This window comes from Microbacterium sp. 05T445 (assembly GCF_056395865.1).
The window spans coordinates 75,972-94,408 of record NZ_JBFTKJ010000001.1 but is presented as its reverse complement, the minus strand read 5'-3'; the positions used below and the strand labels follow the sequence as shown (position 1 = coordinate 94,408).

General features: G+C 72.6%; 19 protein-coding genes, 1 tRNA gene and 1 pseudogene. 18 read left to right on the top strand and 3 right to left on the bottom strand.

From position 1 onward, the window contains the following. The first annotated feature begins 110 nt into the window (after positions 1 to 110). From nhaA to hisS, 3 genes are all read left to right on the top strand, one after another. The gene (nhaA, locus tag AC1DDU_RS00490) at positions 111 to 1,271 is read left to right on the top strand and encodes a Na+/H+ antiporter NhaA (protein WP_477430669.1); all 1,161 of its coding nucleotides are present in this window, start codon (positions 111 to 113) and stop codon (positions 1,269 to 1,271) included. Then, on the top strand, positions 1,226 to 1,921 hold the full coding sequence (locus AC1DDU_RS00485; RefSeq protein WP_477430668.1) for a nucleoside triphosphate pyrophosphohydrolase: 696 nt from the start codon (positions 1,226 to 1,228) through the stop codon (positions 1,919 to 1,921). Before nhaA ends, AC1DDU_RS00485 begins: the two co-directional genes overlap by 46 nt. A gap of 76 nt (positions 1,922 to 1,997) precedes the next feature. Beyond that, positions 1,998 to 3,269: a histidine--tRNA ligase gene (gene hisS / locus AC1DDU_RS00480; RefSeq protein ID WP_477433381.1), complete on the top strand. Its 1,272-nt coding sequence runs from the start codon at positions 1,998 to 2,000 to the stop codon at positions 3,267 to 3,269. A gap of 13 nt (positions 3,270 to 3,282) precedes the next feature. On the opposite strand, the pseudogene AC1DDU_RS00475 reads toward hisS, so the two are convergent. Continuing rightward, positions 3,283 to 4,535: pseudogene (locus AC1DDU_RS00475) on the bottom strand (APC family permease). 77 nt (positions 4,536 to 4,612) lie between these two features. Between AC1DDU_RS00475 and AC1DDU_RS00470 the strand changes: the two are divergent. Next, positions 4,613 to 5,053: a YdeI/OmpD-associated family protein gene (locus AC1DDU_RS00470; protein ID WP_477430667.1), complete on the top strand. Its 441-nt coding sequence runs from the start codon at positions 4,613 to 4,615 to the stop codon at positions 5,051 to 5,053. An 89-nt stretch (positions 5,054 to 5,142) separates the two neighbouring features. After that, positions 5,143 to 5,982, top strand: a complete 840-nt coding sequence (locus AC1DDU_RS00465) for an SGNH/GDSL hydrolase family protein (RefSeq protein ID WP_477430666.1) — start codon at positions 5,143 to 5,145, stop codon at positions 5,980 to 5,982. Here the strand turns inward: AC1DDU_RS00465 and AC1DDU_RS00460 are convergent. Continuing rightward, complete coding sequence (locus tag AC1DDU_RS00460) at positions 5,969 to 6,475, bottom strand: VOC family protein (protein ID WP_477430665.1); 507 nt, start codon at positions 6,473 to 6,475, stop codon at positions 5,969 to 5,971. The two genes, AC1DDU_RS00465 and AC1DDU_RS00460, sit on opposite strands and share 14 nt — an antisense overlap. A gap of 93 nt (positions 6,476 to 6,568) precedes the next feature. On the opposite strand from AC1DDU_RS00460, the gene AC1DDU_RS00455 reads away from it, so the two are divergent. Further along, a complete protein-coding gene (locus tag AC1DDU_RS00455; RefSeq protein ID WP_477430664.1) occupies positions 6,569 to 7,330 on the top strand; it encodes a helix-turn-helix domain-containing protein in 762 nt (253 codons plus the stop codon). 30 nt (positions 7,331 to 7,360) lie between these two features. Here the strand turns inward: AC1DDU_RS00455 and AC1DDU_RS00450 are convergent, their stop codons facing one another. Next, complete coding sequence (locus tag AC1DDU_RS00450; protein ID WP_477430663.1) at positions 7,361 to 7,831, bottom strand: PaaI family thioesterase; 471 nt, start codon at positions 7,829 to 7,831, stop codon at positions 7,361 to 7,363. A 99-nt stretch (positions 7,832 to 7,930) separates the two neighbouring features. Here AC1DDU_RS00450 and AC1DDU_RS00445 point away from each other — a divergent pair, with 99 nt between their 5' ends. From AC1DDU_RS00445 to AC1DDU_RS00390, 12 genes are all read left to right on the top strand, one after another. Further along, positions 7,931 to 8,287, top strand: a complete 357-nt coding sequence (locus AC1DDU_RS00445; RefSeq protein ID WP_477430662.1) for a GntR family transcriptional regulator — start codon at positions 7,931 to 7,933, stop codon at positions 8,285 to 8,287. 87 nt (positions 8,288 to 8,374) lie between these two features. Further along, entirely contained in the window at positions 8,375 to 9,391 is a 1,017-nt protein-coding gene (locus AC1DDU_RS00440; protein ID WP_477430661.1) for a DUF1648 domain-containing protein, read from the top strand. A 31-nt stretch (positions 9,392 to 9,422) separates the two neighbouring features. Then, complete coding sequence (locus AC1DDU_RS00435; protein ID WP_477430660.1) at positions 9,423 to 10,091, top strand: O-methyltransferase; 669 nt, start codon at positions 9,423 to 9,425, stop codon at positions 10,089 to 10,091. A gap of 148 nt (positions 10,092 to 10,239) precedes the next feature. Further along, complete coding sequence (gene eno / locus AC1DDU_RS00430; protein WP_477430659.1) at positions 10,240 to 11,520, top strand: phosphopyruvate hydratase; 1,281 nt, start codon at positions 10,240 to 10,242, stop codon at positions 11,518 to 11,520. A 35-nt stretch (positions 11,521 to 11,555) separates the two neighbouring features. Further along, the gene (locus tag AC1DDU_RS00425) at positions 11,556 to 12,101 is read left to right on the top strand and encodes an FtsB family cell division protein (protein WP_477430658.1); all 546 of its coding nucleotides are present in this window, start codon (positions 11,556 to 11,558) and stop codon (positions 12,099 to 12,101) included. Between the two features lie 71 nt (positions 12,102 to 12,172). After that, positions 12,173 to 12,691 carry a DUF501 domain-containing protein gene (locus AC1DDU_RS00420; RefSeq protein WP_477430657.1) on the top strand — a complete coding sequence of 173 codons (519 nt, stop codon included), beginning with the start codon at positions 12,173 to 12,175 and terminating at the stop codon, positions 12,689 to 12,691. Next, entirely contained in the window at positions 12,688 to 13,965 is a 1,278-nt protein-coding gene (locus AC1DDU_RS00415; RefSeq protein WP_477433379.1) for a S8 family peptidase, read from the top strand. The genes AC1DDU_RS00420 and AC1DDU_RS00415 overlap by 4 nt, the downstream gene beginning before the upstream one ends. Positions 13,966 to 13,999: 34 nt before the next feature. Next, positions 14,000 to 15,415: an NAD(P)/FAD-dependent oxidoreductase gene (locus tag AC1DDU_RS00410; RefSeq protein ID WP_477433377.1), complete on the top strand. Its 1,416-nt coding sequence runs from the start codon at positions 14,000 to 14,002 to the stop codon at positions 15,413 to 15,415. Positions 15,416 to 15,460: 45 nt separating this feature from the next. Next, entirely contained in the window at positions 15,461 to 15,628 is a 168-nt protein-coding gene (locus AC1DDU_RS00405; protein ID WP_477430656.1) for a hypothetical protein, read from the top strand. Between the two features lie 24 nt (positions 15,629 to 15,652). Beyond that, a tRNA-Leu gene (locus AC1DDU_RS00400) sits at positions 15,653 to 15,726 on the top strand. 98 nt (positions 15,727 to 15,824) lie between these two features. Then, a complete protein-coding gene (locus tag AC1DDU_RS00395) occupies positions 15,825 to 17,054 on the top strand; it encodes an alanine racemase (RefSeq protein WP_477430655.1) in 1,230 nt (409 codons plus the stop codon). Beyond that, positions 17,051 to 18,364: a D-arabinono-1,4-lactone oxidase gene (locus tag AC1DDU_RS00390; RefSeq protein ID WP_477430654.1), complete on the top strand. Its 1,314-nt coding sequence runs from the start codon at positions 17,051 to 17,053 to the stop codon at positions 18,362 to 18,364. The genes AC1DDU_RS00395 and AC1DDU_RS00390 overlap by 4 nt, the downstream gene beginning before the upstream one ends. Positions 18,365 to 18,437: the final 73 nt, after the last annotated feature.

Below are 18,437 nucleotides of genomic sequence, written 5' to 3'. Positions count from 1 at the left end.
CGGCGGCGCTCAGGGGGAGAGCGGGCGTCGCTGGCTAGACTGTCCGATGGAGAGCCGGGAAGTCTGGTCGGCGCGTCCCTGTCGACCCGCGATGCCCTCACGGAGGCCCGATGTCGCTGCTTCGTTCCGCCCGCTTCCCCGCCGTCATCCTGCTCGTGGCCGCCGCCCTCGGCCTGATCGTCGCCAACTCGGCGCTCGCCCCTGCGGTGGATGCCGCCATGCACACGTACATCGGCATCCCCGGTGTCTTCGAGCTCAGCGTGTCCCACTGGATCAAGGACGGCCTGCTCGCGATCTTCTTCTTCGTGGTGGCCGTAGAGCTGCAGTACGAGCTCACCAGCGGCCAGCTGAACTCCGCGCGCAGGGCCCTGCAGCCGGCGATCGCCGCCGCAGGCGGCGTGCTGGTCCCGATCCTGATCTACGCGATCGTGGCCTGGGGGTCGGATGCGACCGCCGGGTGGCCGATCCCGACCGCGACCGACATCGCCTTCGCGCTCGGGGTGCTCGCCGTCTTCGGCCGCGGGCTGCCGTCGGCGCTGCGGGTATTCCTGCTCGCGCTGGCGATCCTGGACGACATCGTCGGCATCGTGTTCATCGCGGTGCTCTTCACGGCCGACGTGAACGTCGCCGCGCTCGCCGTTGCCGCCGTCGCGGTCGTCGCGTTCGGCATCCTGAGCCGCCAGCTCGACACCCGCGGGCGCGTGCCGATCGCCGTCGCACTGGTCGTCCTCGCGATCGCGACGTGGGTGCTGGTGTACCTGTCGGGCGTGCACGCGACGATCGCGGGGGTCGCCCTCGGCCTCGCGATGGCGCAGCGCCCTGCGCTGCGGGTGCGCCACGAGCTCGAGCCCTGGGTGAACGTGATCGTGCTGCCGGTGTTCGCCTTCTCTGCCGCGCTCGTCGCGATCCCGTCGGTGCCGCTGTCGGAGCTCTCGCCGGCGTTCTGGGGCGTGCTCGTGGCGCTCCCGGTGGGCAAGATCGTCGGCATCTCGCTGTTCGGCTGGGTGTCGCTGCGCGTCGGGCACCGGGGCGGGAAGCCCTCCTTGGCCTTCGCGGACCTCCTCGCCGCCGGAGCGCTGGGCGGCATCGGGTTCACGGTGTCGCTGCTGCTGTCCGAGCTCGCCTTCACCGACGCGCCCGCGCTGCGCGACCAGGCGACCCTCGGCGTGCTGGCAGGTTCGGTGATTTCGCTCCTTCTGGCCGCAGGGCTCGTATCGTGGCGGTCATGGCACTACCGACGCCGGACGGCGACCGCATCCGTGACGACGTGACGGGCGCCGCGCCCGATCCCCTCCGCGAAGCGGCGGACGTCATGCGCGCCGTGCGCGATCGCTGCGTGTGGACGCAGCAGATCGATCACCGCGCCCTCGTGCCCTACCTCGTAGAGGAGAGCGCCGAGCTCATCGACGCCGTCGAGGACGGCTCGCGCGACGAGCTGCGCGAAGAGCTCGGCGACCTGCTGTGGCAGGTGCTGTTCCACTCTGAGATCGCCTCGCGCGATCTCGACGACCCCTTCGACATCGACGACGTCGCCCGCGGGCTCACCGACAAGATGGTGCGCCGGCATCCTCACGTCTTCGGCGACGCCGTCGCGACCACGCCCGAAGAGGTGCTCGTCCACTGGAACGCCGCGAAGGCGGCCGAGAAGAGCACGCGCACCAGCGTGCTGGACGGCGTCAGCGAGCGGATGCCGAGTCTCGCCCTCGCCCAGAAGCTCCTCGGCAAGGCGGCCCTGGCGGGCGTCGGGCGCGGCGACGAGGCGCGCGGCGAGCCGGCGTCGGAGGCCGAGCTCGGCGAGGCGCTGCTCGCGCTCGTCGCGACGGCGAAGGCGAACGGCTGGGACGCCGAGCGCGCGCTGCGCGAGCGGCTGCGGGGGCTCGAGCGCGACATCCGCAATGCCGAGGCCGATCCCGCCTCCTGATCCGGGCTCCGTTTTCGGGTGACGCCGGGGCGGATGGAAAGATGGGTCCGTGGCATCCGTCAATCCGCCGCGCGGCATGCGCGACTTCCTCCCCGCCGAGAAGGCCCGTCGCGAGAGCGTGCTCGCCGTCATCCGCGAGCGCTACCGCGCGCACGGGTTCGACGAGATCGAGACCCCCGTCATGGAGGAGTACTCGCGGCTGCACGCGGGGATCGGCGGCGACAACGAGAAGCTCGCCTACAACGTCCTCAAGCGCGGACTCGACGCCGATGCGATCCGGGCTGCGGCCGACGATCCTGCGGCGCTCACCGACCTCGGCCTGCGCTACGACCTGACGGTGCCGCTGGCCCGGTTCTACGCGACCAACCGCGGGCAGCTGCCGTCGGTGTTCCGCTCGATCCAGATCGCCCCGGTGTGGCGCGCGGAGCGCCCGCAGAAGGGCCGCTACCGCCAGTTCGTGCAGTGCGACATCGACATCATCGGCGACGCGTCGGCGCGCGCCGAGTCGGAGCTCGCCGTCGCGACGCTCGACACGCTCGACGCACTCGGCCTCGAGGGCGGCAGCATCCGCATCAACGACCGCCGCGTGCTGGACTGGATGCTGGACAGCTTCGGCTTCGAGGCCGCCGAGCGTCCGGGCGTGCTCATCACGATCGACAAACTCGACAAGCTCGGTCCCGACGGCATCGTCGCCGAACTGCGTGAGCGTGGTGCGTCTTCCGCGGCCGTGGACGGCTTCGCGGCGTTCCTGCGCCGCCCGACGACGATGGAGTACAACCCGTACGGCGAGCGGCAGATCCGCAAGGCGCTGCCCGAGGGTGCGCCCGACGACATCGTCGCCCACCTGGTCGGCATCGGCGAGGCCGTCGCCGCGTCGCGCGGCTCGGCGACCGAGCCGCTCGACGACATCCCGCTCGTGTTCGACCCGTTCCTGGTGCGCGGCATGGGCTACTACACCGGCACGATCTTCGAGCTGGCCCACCCCTCGGTCGACTACTCGCTCGGGGGCGGCGGCCGCTACGACGGCATGATCGGCCGTTTCCTCGGGCAGGATGTACCCGCCGTCGGGTTCTCGATCGGCTTCGAGCGCATCGTCGACCTGGTCGCGGAGCGGACGGATGCCGCGGCCCCGGCGGTCGTGCTCGTGCACGACCGCGACGTGCCCGCGGGCGAGCTCCTCGCGCTCAAGGCCGCGCTCGTGCGTCAGGGTTCGCGCGTGCGGCTGGAGCAGCGGACCAAGAACCTCAAGGCGCTGCTCGAGCGTGCGGCATCCGACGGCTACACCGCCTTCGCGACGGTCGCCGCGGGCGCCACAGAGGCCTCCCTCGAGGTCAAGCCGCTCGCCTGAGCCCGGATCGGTCTCAGACCGACCGGGTGAGGTGAAGCCGCACGGCGCGGTAGAGGACGCCGACGCCGACCACGATCACCCCGACCACGACGGACTGCCACGGGAGCGTCACGGCGAGGACGAGGCATCCGATCCCGCCCACGAGCTGCAGGGCGACCGGGTAGCGCCGGGCGTCGCCGCGCTGACGGAACGCCGCGACGTTCGCCACGAGGTAGTACAGCAGCACGCCGAACGACGAGAAGCCGATCGCGCCGCGAAGATCGACCAGCGCCACCAGCAGCACCACGATCGCCCCCGCCGCGAGCTCGGCGCGGTGCGGCACGTGCCACCGGGGATGCACGCGGTCCAGCACACCCGGAAGGTCGCGCTCCCGCGCCATCGCGAACGCCGTGCGGCTCACCCCCGCGATGAGGGCGAGGAGGGCCCCAGCGACGCGGCCGCGGCGCCGATGCGCACGACGACGCCGATCCACGCCCAGCCTGCGCGCGCGGCGGCGTCGGCGACCGGCTCGGTCGACGCGGCGACTCCGGCAGGACCGAGCGCGCTGAGGACGGCGACGGCGACCACCGCGTAGACCACGAGGGCGATCGCGAACGCGAGGACGATCGCCCGCGGGATCACCCGTCGGGGGTCGCGCACCTCCTCGCCCATGGTGGCGATGCGCGCGTATCCCGCGAACGCGAAGAACAGCAGCCCGGCGGACTGCAGGATGCCGTAGGCACCGCCCGCCCAGAGCTGGTCGCCGCCGATCCAGCCCGGCGTCGCGCCCGCCGAGAACGCGGCGGTGACGGCCGCGGCGAGCGCGCCCAGCGAGACGACCACGATCACCCGGGCGGCTCCGGCGGTGCGGGTGACGCCGAACCAGTTCACCGCGGTGAGCGCGACGACGGCGGCGATCGCCACCGGGCGCTCCCACCCGGCCGGCGCCGCATACGCCGCGAAGGTCAGCGCCATCGCGGCGCAGCTGGCGATCTTGCCGACGACGAACGCCCAGCCTGCGACGAACCCCCACCACGGACCGACCTCCGCGCGCCCGTAGGCGTACGTGCCGCCCGAGGTCGGATGCGCCGCCGCGAGCTGCGCCGACGAGGTGGCGTTGCCGAAGGCAACGACCGCCGCGAGCGCGAGGCCGACGAGCATGCCGGTGCCCGCGGCATCCGCTGCCGGCGCCCACACCGCGAACACCCCGGCGCCCACCATCGAGCCCAGGCCGATGAACACGGCATCGCCGAGGCCCAGACGCCGCGACAGCGAGGGAGTGGCCACGGGCGAACCCTAGCGCGCGTCGCGGAACAGCGGATTCCGGGGTTCCGGACGGCGCCCCCTCCCGCCAGGATGGTGCGATGACGCTGCAGATCCACACCGTGCTGGTGCCCTTCGGCCCGGCCACCGCGATCGAGTTGACCGATGCCCAGGTGGCCGAGCTCGGCGGCGGCAAGCGCGCCGCGGTCGTCGTCGACATCGGCGGGCGCACCGCGCGCGTGCGGCTGGGCGTGATGGACGGCCGCAACGTCATCGGGCTGTCGAAGGCGGTGCGGTCGCAGCTCGGCGTCGACATCGGCGACGAGGTCGACGCGACCGTGGGGCTCGACACCGCCGAGCGCGAGGTGGAGGTGCCCGACGACCTGGCCGCGGCGCTGGCCGCCGCGTCCGGGGCGCGCGCCGCGTTCGACGCGCTGTCTTTCACGCGGCGCAAGGAGCTCGCCCGCGGGGTGTCGGAGGCCAAGCGCGCCGACACGCGGGAGCGTCGCATCGCGGCCGCGATCGAGGAGCTCACCGCGTAGGGCCTGGCGCGGGCGGCTCGGTCCGGCCGCATACCGGCGGGTCACCGTGACGACGGCATCCGTTCACCCGGGTGCTGTGGCATGAGGCCATGTTCCGCCCGCGCGACGCCGTGCCCTGGTCCCTCGTCATCGGTGCGGCCGGTGTCGTCATCGGCGCGGGAGTGGTGCTGCTGGGCGGACGTGCCGTCCTCGCGCGGCAGGCCGCGCTCGCCCGGCGCCGCATCGGCAAGCCGCTCGGCGAGGACGCGGTGGATGCAGACAGGGTCTGGGCGCGGCGGCTCGGCGGCGAACCGCTCGAGCTCGTCGTGCTCGGCGACTCGATCGCGGCGGGGCTGGGCGCCGAGCGGCGCAAGGACACGCTCGGCGGGCGCCTGGCCAAGGGCCTCGCCCGCCGGGCGCGCCGTCCGGTGCGGCTGCGGACGGCGGCGGTGGTGGGCGCGGAGTCGTCGGCGCTCGCGGCGCAGGTGGATGCCCTTCCCGCCGACTACGGTCCGGACGTCGCCGTCATCGTGGTGGGCGGCAACGACATCACCCATCGCGTGCCGACGGCGGCGTCGATCGCGTACCTCGAGGAGGCGATCGCGCGCCTGCGCGCGCGGGGCGCTGCGGTCGTCGTGGGCACATGTCCCGACCTCGGCGCCCTGCGCCCCGTGCCCCAGCCGCTGCGTGCACTGGGCTCGCGGCTGTCGCGACAGCTCGCCGATGCCCAGGCGGACGCGGCGCGGCGCAGCGGGGTGCGGCCCGTCTCGCTGCGCCGCGCCGTGGGCCCGTTCTTCGTGACCCAGCCCGACGAGATGTTCAGCCTCGACCGCTTCCATCCGAGCGCCCTCGGCTACCGCCGTACCGCTGACGCGCTTCTTCCCGCGCTGATCGCGGAGCTGACCGTCGCACGGGAGCAGCGGGACGCGACGGCCGTCAGCTCGCGCTGAAGGATGCCGCCCACTCCGCCACGCGGGCGGCGCTCTCCTGCTCGGACAAGTCCTCGACGCGGGTCATGATCGACCACCGCACGCCGAACGGATCGCGCACGCTCGAGAACCGGTCGCCCGAGACGAAGGTCGACGGCTCTTCGCGCACCGTCGCGCCGGCAGCCACCGCGCGGGCGGTCACGGCGTCGACGTCGGGCACGTAGACGCCCATCGAGTAGCAGTCGTCGTCGCCCTCGGGAGCCGCCACGAGGCCGTAGTCCGGGGTCGGCTCGCCGATCTGCAGGAAGCCGAGACCGAAGTCGAGGCCCGCGTGCACGACGAGTCCGTCGAACTCGGTCACGTCGGTCACGCGCGCGCCGAAGACGTCGCGGTAGAAGTCGAGCGCCTCCTTCGCCCCGCGGATCGCGAGGAAGGGGGTGAGGCTGGTCGCCCCGTGGGGACGGCCGTCGGTCGTGTGGACGCCGGTCGCGCCGGTGGTGTTCTCCGTGGTCATGACCCGATGGTCCCGCCGAGCGCATGCCGCGGTCTTGGAGATTCGCGACACCCTGCACCGGGCCGTGTCGGCGGCGCCCGGTACCGTGACCGTGTGACCGATCCGACGCGCGGCGTGCTGTACCCCGAGCGCTTGCCGCGGTTCACGCGGATCGCGCCGCCGGTGGCGGCATCCGAGCTCGTCGCGTGGTTCTGGATCCCGCAGTGGGACCTGCCCGACGGCGCCGTCTCCCACCAGCCGGTGCTCGGCTACCCGGCGGCCAATCTCGCCGTCGAACCCGAGGGAGTGACGCTGTGGGGTGCGACCACGCGCGCCTCAGTGCGCGAGCTGCGGGGGAGCGGGTGGGCCGTCGGTGCGCTCCTGCAGCCGGCCGCGTTCTCCCGCCTGCACGATGCGCCGAGCGACCTGGTGGACGCGCACGTCGCCCTCGACGAGCCCCGTCTGCAGCGCGCCGTGTCGGAGGCGATGCCCGACCTCGAGGCGGCCACCGCGGTCGCCGCGCGCTGGCTCGCGGAGCGCGTCGGCCCGCCGACGCCCGAGGCGCGCCTGGCGAACGCGATGGCCGATCTGCTGATGACGGATGCCGAGATCCTGCGCCTCGACGACGCCGCCGCGCGCCTGCGGGTCTCGGTGCGTACGCTGCAGCGGCTCGCGCACCGCACGGTCGGAGTGTCGCCCGCGGCGATGATCCGGCGGCGCCGGCTGCAGGAGGCGGCGCAGCGGGTGCGGGACGAGCCCGATGCCGCGCTCGCCGAGATCGCCGCGGACCTCGGCTACGCCGACCAGGCGCACCTGGCCAACGACTTCCGCGCCGTCCTCGGCCTCACCGCGACGGACTATCGCGGCGACGTCTGAGCCGGTCCGACGCGCCGACGAGGGGCGGGCTCAGAGCGCGGCCTCGGTCACGCGCTTCTTCTCGCGCACGTACACCTCGCGCCGCACGCGGGCGACGACGTCGCCGGCGGCATCCGTGATGTCGGTCTCGAACCACTCGAGCACCTTCGCGCCGCCCCGGGCGCGCTCGCGCAGCTCCTCGGCCTTCTCACGGGGGACCGAGAACTGCGCGGTGAGCACGCCGCGGCCGGGCTTGAGGAACTCGATCTCGCCGCGCGTGTCCCACACGACGTAGTCGCGGCCGAGCTGGTGCATCACGAGCATGAAGTAGTACGGATCGGTCATCGCCGACATCGATCCGCCGAACGCGGTCTTCACGTAGTTGCGGGTGAAGACGTTGACATGCAGCTGCACCGTGGCGCTCGTCCAGTCGTCGGCGAACCGCGTGACGCGGATGCCGCTGAAGAGGTTGGGGATCCACAGGCTCATGCCGACGGCCAGTCGTCGAGGGGTCACACGCATGCGCTCCAGCTTGGCCGAATCGGTGGTCGCAGGCCGTTTCGATTGGCGGCATCCCACAACGGTTGGATTTCATTGTTCTAGTTGTCATAGAATTAGCGCGTGTTAGTGAGAATCGATCCCGAGAGCGATGCGCCGCTGTTCGCACAGATCGCCGCGTCGGTACGGGCGGATGCCGCGGCGGGGCGCGTGCGCCCCGGCGATCGCCTTCCGGCGGCCCGCGACGTCGCCACGGCGCTGGGCGTCAACGTGCACACCGTGCTGCACGCCTACCAGGACCTGCGCGACGAAGGGCTCGTGGAGCTCCGTCGCGGCCGGGGTGCGGTGGTCACCGCGCAGGCGGAGGCGCTCGAGGGCCTGCATCACGACATCGCCGACCTCGTCGCGCGGGCGCGCGCGGCGGGGCTTCCGCCCGACGCCCTGGCCGCCCTCGTGAAGGAGATCGCGCGTGATCGCTGATCCTCGACCGTCCTCGCCTTCTCGCGTCCCCGGCGGACGCCCACCGCGTCGCCCTTCGTCCCGCACCGTCTCCTCAGGAGGAAACCGATGACCCGCTCCGACCTCGCCGTGCGCCGCTTCGTGCTCGTGGCGGTGTGGCTGCCCGTCGTGCTCGTCGCGCTCGGCGTCGCCGTGCAGCTCGTGCTGTTGCCGCAGCTGCCCTCGACGATCGCCGTGCACTGGAACGCCTCGGGCGTGGCCGACGGCTTCGCCCCCGCGTGGACGCAGCCGGTGCTGACGGCGGTGCTGGGGCTCGGACTGCCCCTGCTGATCGCCTTCACGTCGCTTCCCGGCCTTCGCCGCGGCGACCGTGGTCTGACGTACCGCCTGATGGGAGCCACCGCCGCCGGTCTGTCGGCACTGGTGACCGTCGCCCTGACGTGGACCCTCGCGATGCAGGCCGGTGCAGGCGCGGCCGCCGAGGTCTCGACCGTGTGGGGTGCGCTGATCGCGGCCGTCGTCGCCGCCGGCGTGGCCGGGGTGGCGGCGTGGTTCCTCCAGCCGCATGAGGAGGCGACGGATGCCGCGGCCCGGCCGGCGGCCCCTCTCGCGCTCGCCGCGAACGAGCGAGTGCTGTGGATGCGCACGACGGCAATGACCCCGGGCGGTGCGATCGCGATCGTCGCGGCCGTCGTCGTCATCGCCGCGAGCGCCGTCGGCGCGTGGATCACGGGCGCCGAGCCCGTGCTGGCCTGGGTGCTGACCGGCATCGCCGTGCTGCTGCTGGGATTCGCCGCGACCACGCTGGCGTTCCGCGTCCGCGTGGACGACACCGGACTGCACGTCGACTCGGTGCTCGGCTTCCCGCGGTTCCACGTGCCGTTGGCCGATGTCGCGTCCGCGGCGTGCGTGGACGTCAGCCCGATGGGCGAGTTCGGCGGCTGGGGCCTGCGCCTGAGCACCGGACGCCGGTTCGGCGTGGTGCTGCGCACCGGGCAGGCGATCGAGGTGACCCGCCGCGGCGGCAAGCGGTTCGTGGTGACGGTGGACGACGCGCGCACCGGCGCAGCACTCCTCGAGGCACTCGTGGAGCGCGCCGCCACGGGGTCGCCCGGCCGGTCTTGACGCGCGGCGCGCCGCCGGATTGGCTGGGGCCATGGCCGAGCCCACACCCGAGACCTGGCGCCGCGTCGACGCCTACCTGACCGAACTGCTGATCGGCCACGACCCCGGCCTCGAGCAGGCCGTCGCCGATCAGAACGACGCCGGCCTGCCGGCGATCGAGGTCGCACCCGTCCACGGCAAGCTGCTGCACCTGGTGGCGAGGATGTCGGGCGCGCGCCGCGTCCTGGAGGTCGGCACGCTCGGCGCCTATTCGACGATCTGGCTCGCGCGCGGCATCCCCTCCGACGGACGGGTCGTCACGATCGAGGCGGAACCGCGCAACGCCGACCTCGCCCGCGCGAACCTCGACAGGGCCGGGGTGGGGGACAAGGTCGACATCCGGATCGGCCGCGGCGCCGACGTCCTGCCCACGCTGGAGGGCGACGAGCCGTTCGACCTGGTGTTCATCGACGCCGACAAGGAGTCCAACACGATCTACCTCGACTGGGCGGCGCGGCTGGGCCGGCCGGGAACCGTCGTGATGGTCGACAACACCGTCCGCGACGGAGAGGTCGCCAACCCCGCGACCGAGAATCCGCAGATCATCGGCGTGCAGCGCGGCCTCGAGATGCTCGGCCGCGACCCGCGGTTCGACGCGACCGCCATCCAGACGCTCGACGCGAAGGGGTACGACGGCATCGCGATCGCCCTGGTCGTGTGATGCGCCGACCGGATGGGGGAGAGCGGATGCCGCACCCCGGCGCCGTCGCACGCGGTAACCCCCCTGGCCCCGGCATCCGGCATCACTAGACTCGTCACGGACCGACGACGCTCCGACGAATCACGCTCCACAAGCAAGGAGAACCCCTGTGGCACAGATCGAGGCTGTAGGCGCGCGCGAGATCCTCGACTCGCGCGGAAACCCGACCGTCGAGGTGGAGGTGCTGCTCGACGATGGAACCGTCCAGCGCGCGGCCGTCCCCTCGGGCGCGTCGACCGGCGCCTTCGAGGCATACGAGCTGCGTGACGGCGACAAGAGCCGCTACGGCGGCAAGGGTGTGCAGCAGGCGGTGGATGCCGTCATCGACGAGCTCGGCCCGGCGATCGAGGGCATCGAGGCGAGCGAGCAGCGTCTCGTCGACGCGATCCTCAACGAGACCGACGGCACCGACAACAAGCAGCGCACGGGCGCGAACGCCATCCTCGGCGTCTCGCTCGCGGTCGCCAAGGCGGCCGCCGACGCGGCCGACCTGCCGCTGTACCGCTACCTCGGCGGACCGAACGCGCACGTCCTGCCGGTCCCGCTGTTCAACGTCATCAACGGCGGCGAGCACGCCGACAACGGCATCGACTTCCAGGAGTTCTTCCTGGCGCCCATCGGTGCCGACACCTACCGCGAGTCGCTGCGCTGGGGCACCGAGGTCTACCACGTCCTCAAGGGCGAGCTGAAGGCCGCCGGCTTCGCGACCGGACTCGGCGACGAGGGCGGTTTCGCCCCCGACCTGCCCAGCAACCGCGAGGGCCTGGACTTCCTGATCAAGGCGATCGAGAAGGCCGGCTTCACCCCCGGCAAGGACATCGCCGTGGGTCTGGACGTCGCGGCGACCGAGTTCTTCAAGGACGGCGTCTACACCGTCGAGGGCAAGCCCTGGTCGGCCGAGCAGCTGACCGACTACTTCGCCGATCTCGTCGACGCGTACCCGATCGTCACGATCGAGGACGCCCTCGCCGAGGACGACTGGGACGCCTGGAAGGCCCTCACCGACAAGCTCGGCTCGAAGGTGCAGCTGGTGGGCGACGACCTGTTCGTCACCAACCCCACGCGCCTGCAGCGGGGCATCGACCTCGGCGTCGCCAACGCGCTGCTGGTCAAGGTCAACCAGATCGGCACGCTCACCGAGACGCTCGACGCGGTGGCCCTGGCCACCTCGAACGGCTACCGCTCGATGCTGTCGCACCGTTCGGGCGAGACCGAGGACACCACCATCGCCGACCTGGCGGTCGCCGTGAACTGCGGTCAGATCAAGACCGGCGCGCCCGCCCGCAGCGAGCGCGTCGCGAAATACAATCAGCTTCTGCGCATCGAAGAGGAGCTCGGCGAGGCCGCGGTGTTCGCGGGTCGCGGAGCGTTCCCCCGGTTCAAGGGCTGATGCGCTGACCGAAGCGTCGTAGAGAAGGGGGAGCCGTGGCAAAGACGACGGCTCCCCCTTCCCGTACCCCCGGGGCGCCCCGGCGCCGGCCGGTGGCCGCGCGGCGGCCGGTGGACGTGCGGGGATGGCTCGGCGGCATCCGGCTGTCGGGGTTCATGGTGATCATGATGGGCCTCGTGGTGCTCGCCGCGTTCGTGCTCGTGCCCACGATCGGCACGTACGTCGACCAGCGGCAGCAGATCGCCGCGCTCGAGGCCGCGGTGCAGCTCAGCCGCGACGAGGTCGCGGACCTGGAGTCGCAGAAGGACCGGTGGCAGGATCCGGCCTACATCACGACGCAGGCGCGTGAACGGCTGTACTACGTCAAGCCCGGCGAGGTCGTCTACCTCGTCGACGACGACCTCCCGCCCGAGCTCGCGCCGCAGGAGCAGGAGCCGGTGAGCGAGGAGCTCACCGCCGCGCGCACCGACTGGATGTCCACGCTCGTCCGGTCGGTGACCGAGGCAGGGCTCGCCCAGACCGTCGCACCGCTGACGGTGGGCGTCCCCGACCCCGAGCCGTCGTCCACCCCCACCCCCTGACCACGGATGCCGCAGCCGGTCAGGGCCGGCCGGTCCAGCGCCGTCCCAGGCGGCCCCGGTAGCCTGGAATCGTGACGACTCCGCCGTACCCCCCTGTCAGCGACGCCGATCTCGCCGTGCTTCGCGAGCAGCTGGGCCGCCCCGCCCGCGGCGTCGTCGGGATCGCCGCCCGGTGCGTGTGCGGCAACCCCACCGTCGTGGCGACCTCGCCGCGGCTTCCGGACGGCACGCCGTTCCCCACGTTCTACTACCTGACGCACCCCGCTGCGACCGCCGCGATGTCGGTGCTCGAGGCCGACCACGTGATGCGCGGGCTCTCCGACGAGCTCGCCGCCGACGACGAGGTGGCCGAGGCCTATCGCCTCGCGCACGAGGCCTACCTGCGCGACAGGTCCGCGTACGGCGAGGTCGAGGAGATCGCGGGGATCTCGGCCGGCGGCATGCCCACCCGCGTGAAGTGCCTGCACGCCCTCGCCGGCCACGCGCTCGCGGCCGGACCCGGTGTGAATCCGATCGGCGACCGCGCGCTGGCGATGTCGTCGTGGTCGCCCGAGCGCTGCGCCTGCGCGCAGCCCGGTTCGGGCGGATGATCCGGCGCCTGCCCGCCCTCGCCGCGACGGTCGCCGTCGCGGCGACCCTCGTGGCTGCCGCTCCCGCAGCGGCCGCGCAGGCCGCTCCGACCGCTGACCCGGTGCGGTCTGCGGAGTACTGGCTCACGGACTACGGCATCGAGAAGGCATGGGAGACCACGCGCGGTGAGGGCGTGAAGATCGCCGTCATCGACACCGGCATCGGCCGGGGCCCCGCCGAGTTCGACGGCGTCGTGGCCGGTGGCACGGACGTGTCGGGGGCCGGTTCTTCCGACGGCCGCACGCCCGTGGGCGCGGTCGACGCCGATCACGGCAGCTGGGTCGCGTCGCTCGCGGCAGGGCGCGGCACCGGGCCGGACACCGGCATGATCGGCGTCGCCCCCGCCGCGCAGCTGCTGTCGGTGTCGGTGGCCTTCGGCTCGTCCGCCCAGCGCTCGTTCGCCGACCAGATCGCCGACGCCATCCGGTGGTCCGTCGACAACGGCGCCGACGTCATCAACATGTCGCTGACCACCAACGTGCCGGACTGGCCCGAGAGCTGGGACGACGCCTTCCTCTACGCCTTCGAGCACGACGTGGTGGTCGTGGTGGCCGCGGGGAACCGGGGCAGCGGCACGACGCGCGTCGGTGCGCCGGCCACGATCCCCGGCGTGCTCACCGTCGGCGGCGTCGACCGTGCCGGCACGGCGAGCGTCGACGCCTCCACGCAGGGCATCACGATCGGCGTCTCTGCGCCCAGCGAGGAGCTCGTCGGGGTGTCGGCCGACGGCACCCTCGTCGCGTGGGACGGCACCAGCGGCGCCGCGCCGATCGTCGCGGGCATCGCCGCGCTCGTGCGCTCGGCGCACCCCGAACTCGACGCCGACAACGTCATCAACCGCATCATCAAGACCGCGAAGCCGGCGGCCGGCGAGACCGAAGTGCCGGATGTGCTGTACGGCTACGGACTGGTGGATGCCGCAGCCGCGGTCTCGGCGAGCGTTCCGGCGGTCACCGAGAACCCCATGGGCAGCCTCGAGGACTGGGTGCGGCTGTACCGGCGCGCACCGGTCGCGCCGGTACCGCAGCAGACGGAACCCGCCGCCGAGGTGCCCCCGCTGCCGGAGGCCGACCCGGCCACGCGGCCGGCTTCGCCGTTGCTGCCCGATCGTGACACCGTGCTCTACGGCACCCTGCCGCTCACGCTGGTCACCGTGACGGCTATACTGGTGGCGCTCGGCGTCACCGCTGCTGTCCGACGCATCCGATTGGCGTCCCGCGCGCCGAGCCGCTGACACAGGAGGAGTACTCCAAACCGTGACCAACACCGTGCCCAAGATCCTCATCGTCGGTGGCGGATACGCAGGCTTCTACACGGCCTGGAAGCTCGAGAAGCATCTGCGCAAGGGTGAGGCGGACGTGACGATCGTCGACCCGCTGCCTTACATGACCTACCAGCCGTTCCTCCCCGAGGTCGCGGCAGGCTCGATCGAGGCGCGCCACTCCGTCGTGGCGCTGCGTCGTCACCTCAAGAAGACGAACGTCGTGGCCGCGAAGGTCACCGGCATCAACCACGCGCAGAAGGTCGCCACGATCACCCCGATCGCGGGTGAGCCCTACGAGTTCGCGTACGACCAGATCGTCGTGACCGCCGGCGCCGTGTCGCGCACCTTCCCGATCCCGGGCATCGCCGACAACGCGATCGGCCTCAAGACGATCGAGGAGGCCGTCGCGATCCGCGACCGCCTGATGTCGAACTTCGACAAGGCCTCGACCCTCCCGGCCGGCCCCGAGCGCGACCGCCTGCTGACGGTCGTCGTCGTCGGCGGCGGCTTCGCCGGCATCGAGGTGTTCGCCGAGCTGCGCTCGCTGGCCTCGTCGCTGGTCAAGAGCTACCCGCAGCTCACGTTCGACGACACGCACTTCCACCTCATCGAGGCGATGGGCCGCATCATGCCCGAGGTGTCGCTGAAGACGAGCGAGTGGGTGCTCAAGAACCTCGCCAAGCGCGGCGCATCGGTGCACCTCGACACGCAGGTCACCGGCGCAATCGGCGGCAACATCGAGCTCTCCACCGGCGAGACCATCCCGAGCGACCTCATCATCTGGACGGCCGGCGTCATGGCCAATCCGACGGTGGTGCGCGGCGGCGACCTGCCCGTCGAGGAGCGCGGCCGCATCCGCACCCGCGCCGACCTGCGCGTGGGCAGCGAGGACGAGATCGTCGAGGGCGCCTGGGCCGCCGGCGACGTGTCGGCCGTTCCCGACCTCACCGGCGGCGGCGTGGGCGGCTACTGCGTCCCCAACGCCCAGCACGCCGTGCGTCAGGCGAAGCTCCTCGCCAAGAACCTGGTGGGCGTGCTGCGCGGCGAGCTGCCGCGCGAGTACATCCACAAGAACCTCGGCGCGGTCGCGGGCCTGGGCCTGTGGGTCGGCGTCTTCCAGTCGGGCAACATCGCGCTCAAGGGCTGGATCGCGTGGCTCGCCCACCGCGGCTACCACGGCCTGGCGATGCCGTCGTGGGAGCGCAAGTGGCGCGTGCTGTGGGGCTGGTGGAACAACTTCTGGCTGGGCCGCGACATGGTGAACCTGTCGACTGTGCAGAACCCGCGTTACGTCTTCGAGGAGTTCGCGGCGCGTCCGCGGCCGGCGCAGCCTGTCGAGGCGCCCGCCGAGGCGGCACCCGCGAAGAAGGCGCCCGCGAAGAAGCCCGCCGCCGGCGCCGAGAAGATCGCCGCGGGCTGATCGACGCGCTATCCTGAGCCCCACACCGGGGCGAAGGAGGCCGTCGTGAACGAACACGAGGCGCGCACGCAGGACCGGAGCGAGCCCACCGCCCGCAGCAGCGGCTGGTGGGGCAGGTTCGTCGCGCTGCTGGCCGGGGCGCCGCCGTTCGCGGTGTGGGCCGACGAGCAGGGCGATGACGACGAGCCGCGCGCGGCGGACGAGCGCGACTGACGTCGGGGCTATCGTGGGCCTGGCGCCCCCGTAGCCCAACCGGCAGAGGCAGGCGACTTAAACTCGCCGCAGTGTGGGTTCGAATCCCACCGGGGGTACTCCTCGTGCGCAGCCGCGCCTGTGGATGGTTGTCATCGTAAACATCCGGCGGGCCTTAGGCTGGAGCGATGCGCGTGCACCCGAAGCAGGCGACGGCATGAGCCTCGACCTGTTGTCCACGCCCACGGCGACGAAGCCGTGGGATCAGCCGGCGTCGTACTGGGACGCGATGACCCGTGCGATCGCGGACATCAGCGGCCCCGTCGCGGCGATGAACGCCGAGGCGCTGCGCTACAACGCCCTCGACCTCGTGGTGCGCTCCAGCGGCGTGCCGATCCGCGTCGCGAGCAAGTCGGTGCGGGTGCGCGAAGTCCTCGACGCCGTTCTCGCGCTGCCGGGCTACCAGGGCATCCTCGCGTTCACGCTGCCCGAGGCGCTGTGGCTCGCCGAGCGCCACGACGACATCGTGCTGGGCTACCCGAGCGTCGACCGTGCCGCGATCGCGGCGCTGGCCGCCGACGAGACCGCCGCGTCCCGCATCACGCTGATGGTCGACGACCTGGCGCAGCTCGACCTCGTCGACGCCGTCGCCGCGCCGGGGACGCGTCCCGAGATCCGGGTCGCGATCGATGCCGACGCCTCCTGGCGCGCTCCCGCGCTCGGACACATCGGCGTCTTCCGTTCGCCGGTGCATGAGGCGGCCGAGGTGGCCGCCCTGGCCCGCTCGATCGCCGCGCGCGACGGCTTCCGGCTGGTCGGCCTCATGATGTACGAGGCGCAGATCGCCGGGCAGGGCGACGCGACGGGATCGGGCGATGCCGTCATCCGCTGGATGCAGCGCCGATCCGGCGCCGAGCTCCTCGATCGCCGCGCTGCGATCGTCGCTGCACTGCGCGACATCGCGCCGCTGGAGTTCGTCAACGGCGGCGGCACCGGATCGCTGGAGCTGACGGCATCCGATCAGTCCGTCACCGAGGTCACCGCCGGCAGCGGCCTGCTGGCGGGGCACCTGTTCGACGGCTACCGTGCGTTCGACCCTGCGCCGGCCGCCGCCTTCGCGCTCGACGTGGTGCGCAAGCCCCAGCCCGACATCGCCACCGTGCTCGGCGGCGGCTGGATCGCCTCCGGCCCCGCGCTCGAGTCCCGGCAGCCGCGCCCGGTGTGGCCGGCGGGGCTGCGCATGGCACCGCGCGAGGGCGCGGGCGAGGTGCAGACGCCACTGCGCGGCGACGCCTCCCGCGGGCTGCGCGTCGGGGACCGGGTCTGGTTCCGCCACTCCAAGAGCGGCGAGCTGGCCGAGCGGGTCGACAGGTACCGGGTGATCGACGGCGATTCCGTCGTCGGCGAGCTTCCCACCTATCGCGGCGAAGGGAAGTCGTTCCTATGACCCGCCCCGGAGGCGTATGGCGCAACTGGGGGCGGTCGGAGTCGGTACGGCCGCAGCGGGTGGAGTTCCCCCCGACGGTCGCCGCCGTGCAGCGCGCCGTGGCCGCCGCCGCCGTGCAGCGGATGCCGGTCAAGGCCGTCGGCGCCGGGCACAGCTTCACCGGCATCGCGGTGGCCCCCGGCGTCCTCCTCGACCTCCGCGATCTCAGCGGACTCGTCGCCGTCGACGGTGAGCGGGGGCGCGTGACGCTCCTCGCCGGCACCCGGCTGTTCCAGATCCCGGCGCTGCTGGCCCCCCACGGCCTGGCCATGGAGAACCTCGGCGACATCGACCGGCAGTCGATCTCGGGGGCCGTCTCGACCGGCACCCACGGCACCGGGGCCCGCTTCGGAGGCATCGCGACCCAGGTCGTCGGCGCCACGCTGGTGACGGCGACCGGAGATCTGCTGCGGGTCAACGAGGACGAGAACCCCGAGCTGCTCCCGGCCGTGGCACTGGGACTGGGCGCGCTGGGCATCCTCGTCGAGATCACCCTGCAGTGCGTGCCGGCCTACGTGCTGCACGCGGTCGAGCGTCCCGAGGCGCTGGACGACGTCCTGACCGCGGTGGACGACCGGGTCGCCGCGTCGGATCACTTCGAGTTCTACTGGTTCCCGCACACCGATCGGGCCATGACCAAGACCAACACCCGACTGCCCGAGACCGCGCCGCGGCATCCGCTGTCGCCGGTGGGCAAGTGGGTGGACGACACCCTCGTGGGCAGCGGCCTGCACCAGGTCGCCTGTACGACCGGCAAGCTGGTCCCCGGTCTCGTCCCGCCCATCAACCGCGTGTCGGCGAAGGTGTGGGGAGACCGCGAGTTCACGGATGCCTCGGCCCGCGTCTTCGCGACCAACCGGTCGGTGCGCTTCCGCGAGATGGAGTACGCGCTGCCGGCCGAGAACGTGCGTCCGGCCTTCGACCAGCTGCGGACGCTGATCGACGACCGCGGCTGGAGGATCGGCTTCCCCGTCGAGGTGCGCTTCGCGGCCGCCGACGATCGGTGGCTGTCGACCGCCCACGGGCGCGCGTCCGGATACATCGCCGTCCACCGCTACTGGCGCGAGGACCCGACGGAGTACTTCGAGGCCGTCGAGGAGATCATGCTCGGCCACGGCGGGCGCCCGCACTGGGGGAAGATGCACACCCTCGACGCGTCGGTGCTGCGCGGGAGGTACCCCCGCTTCGACGACTTCGTGGCTCTGCGCGACCGCCTGGATCCGCAGCGGATGTTCCGCAACCCGTACCTCGATCGCGTGCTGGGTGGGTAACGGCTGAGAGTCGCGGGGGCGGCCTCCTGTCGTGGGGCCGCGCGTCGGTAGGATGAGGTGATCATCGAACGGA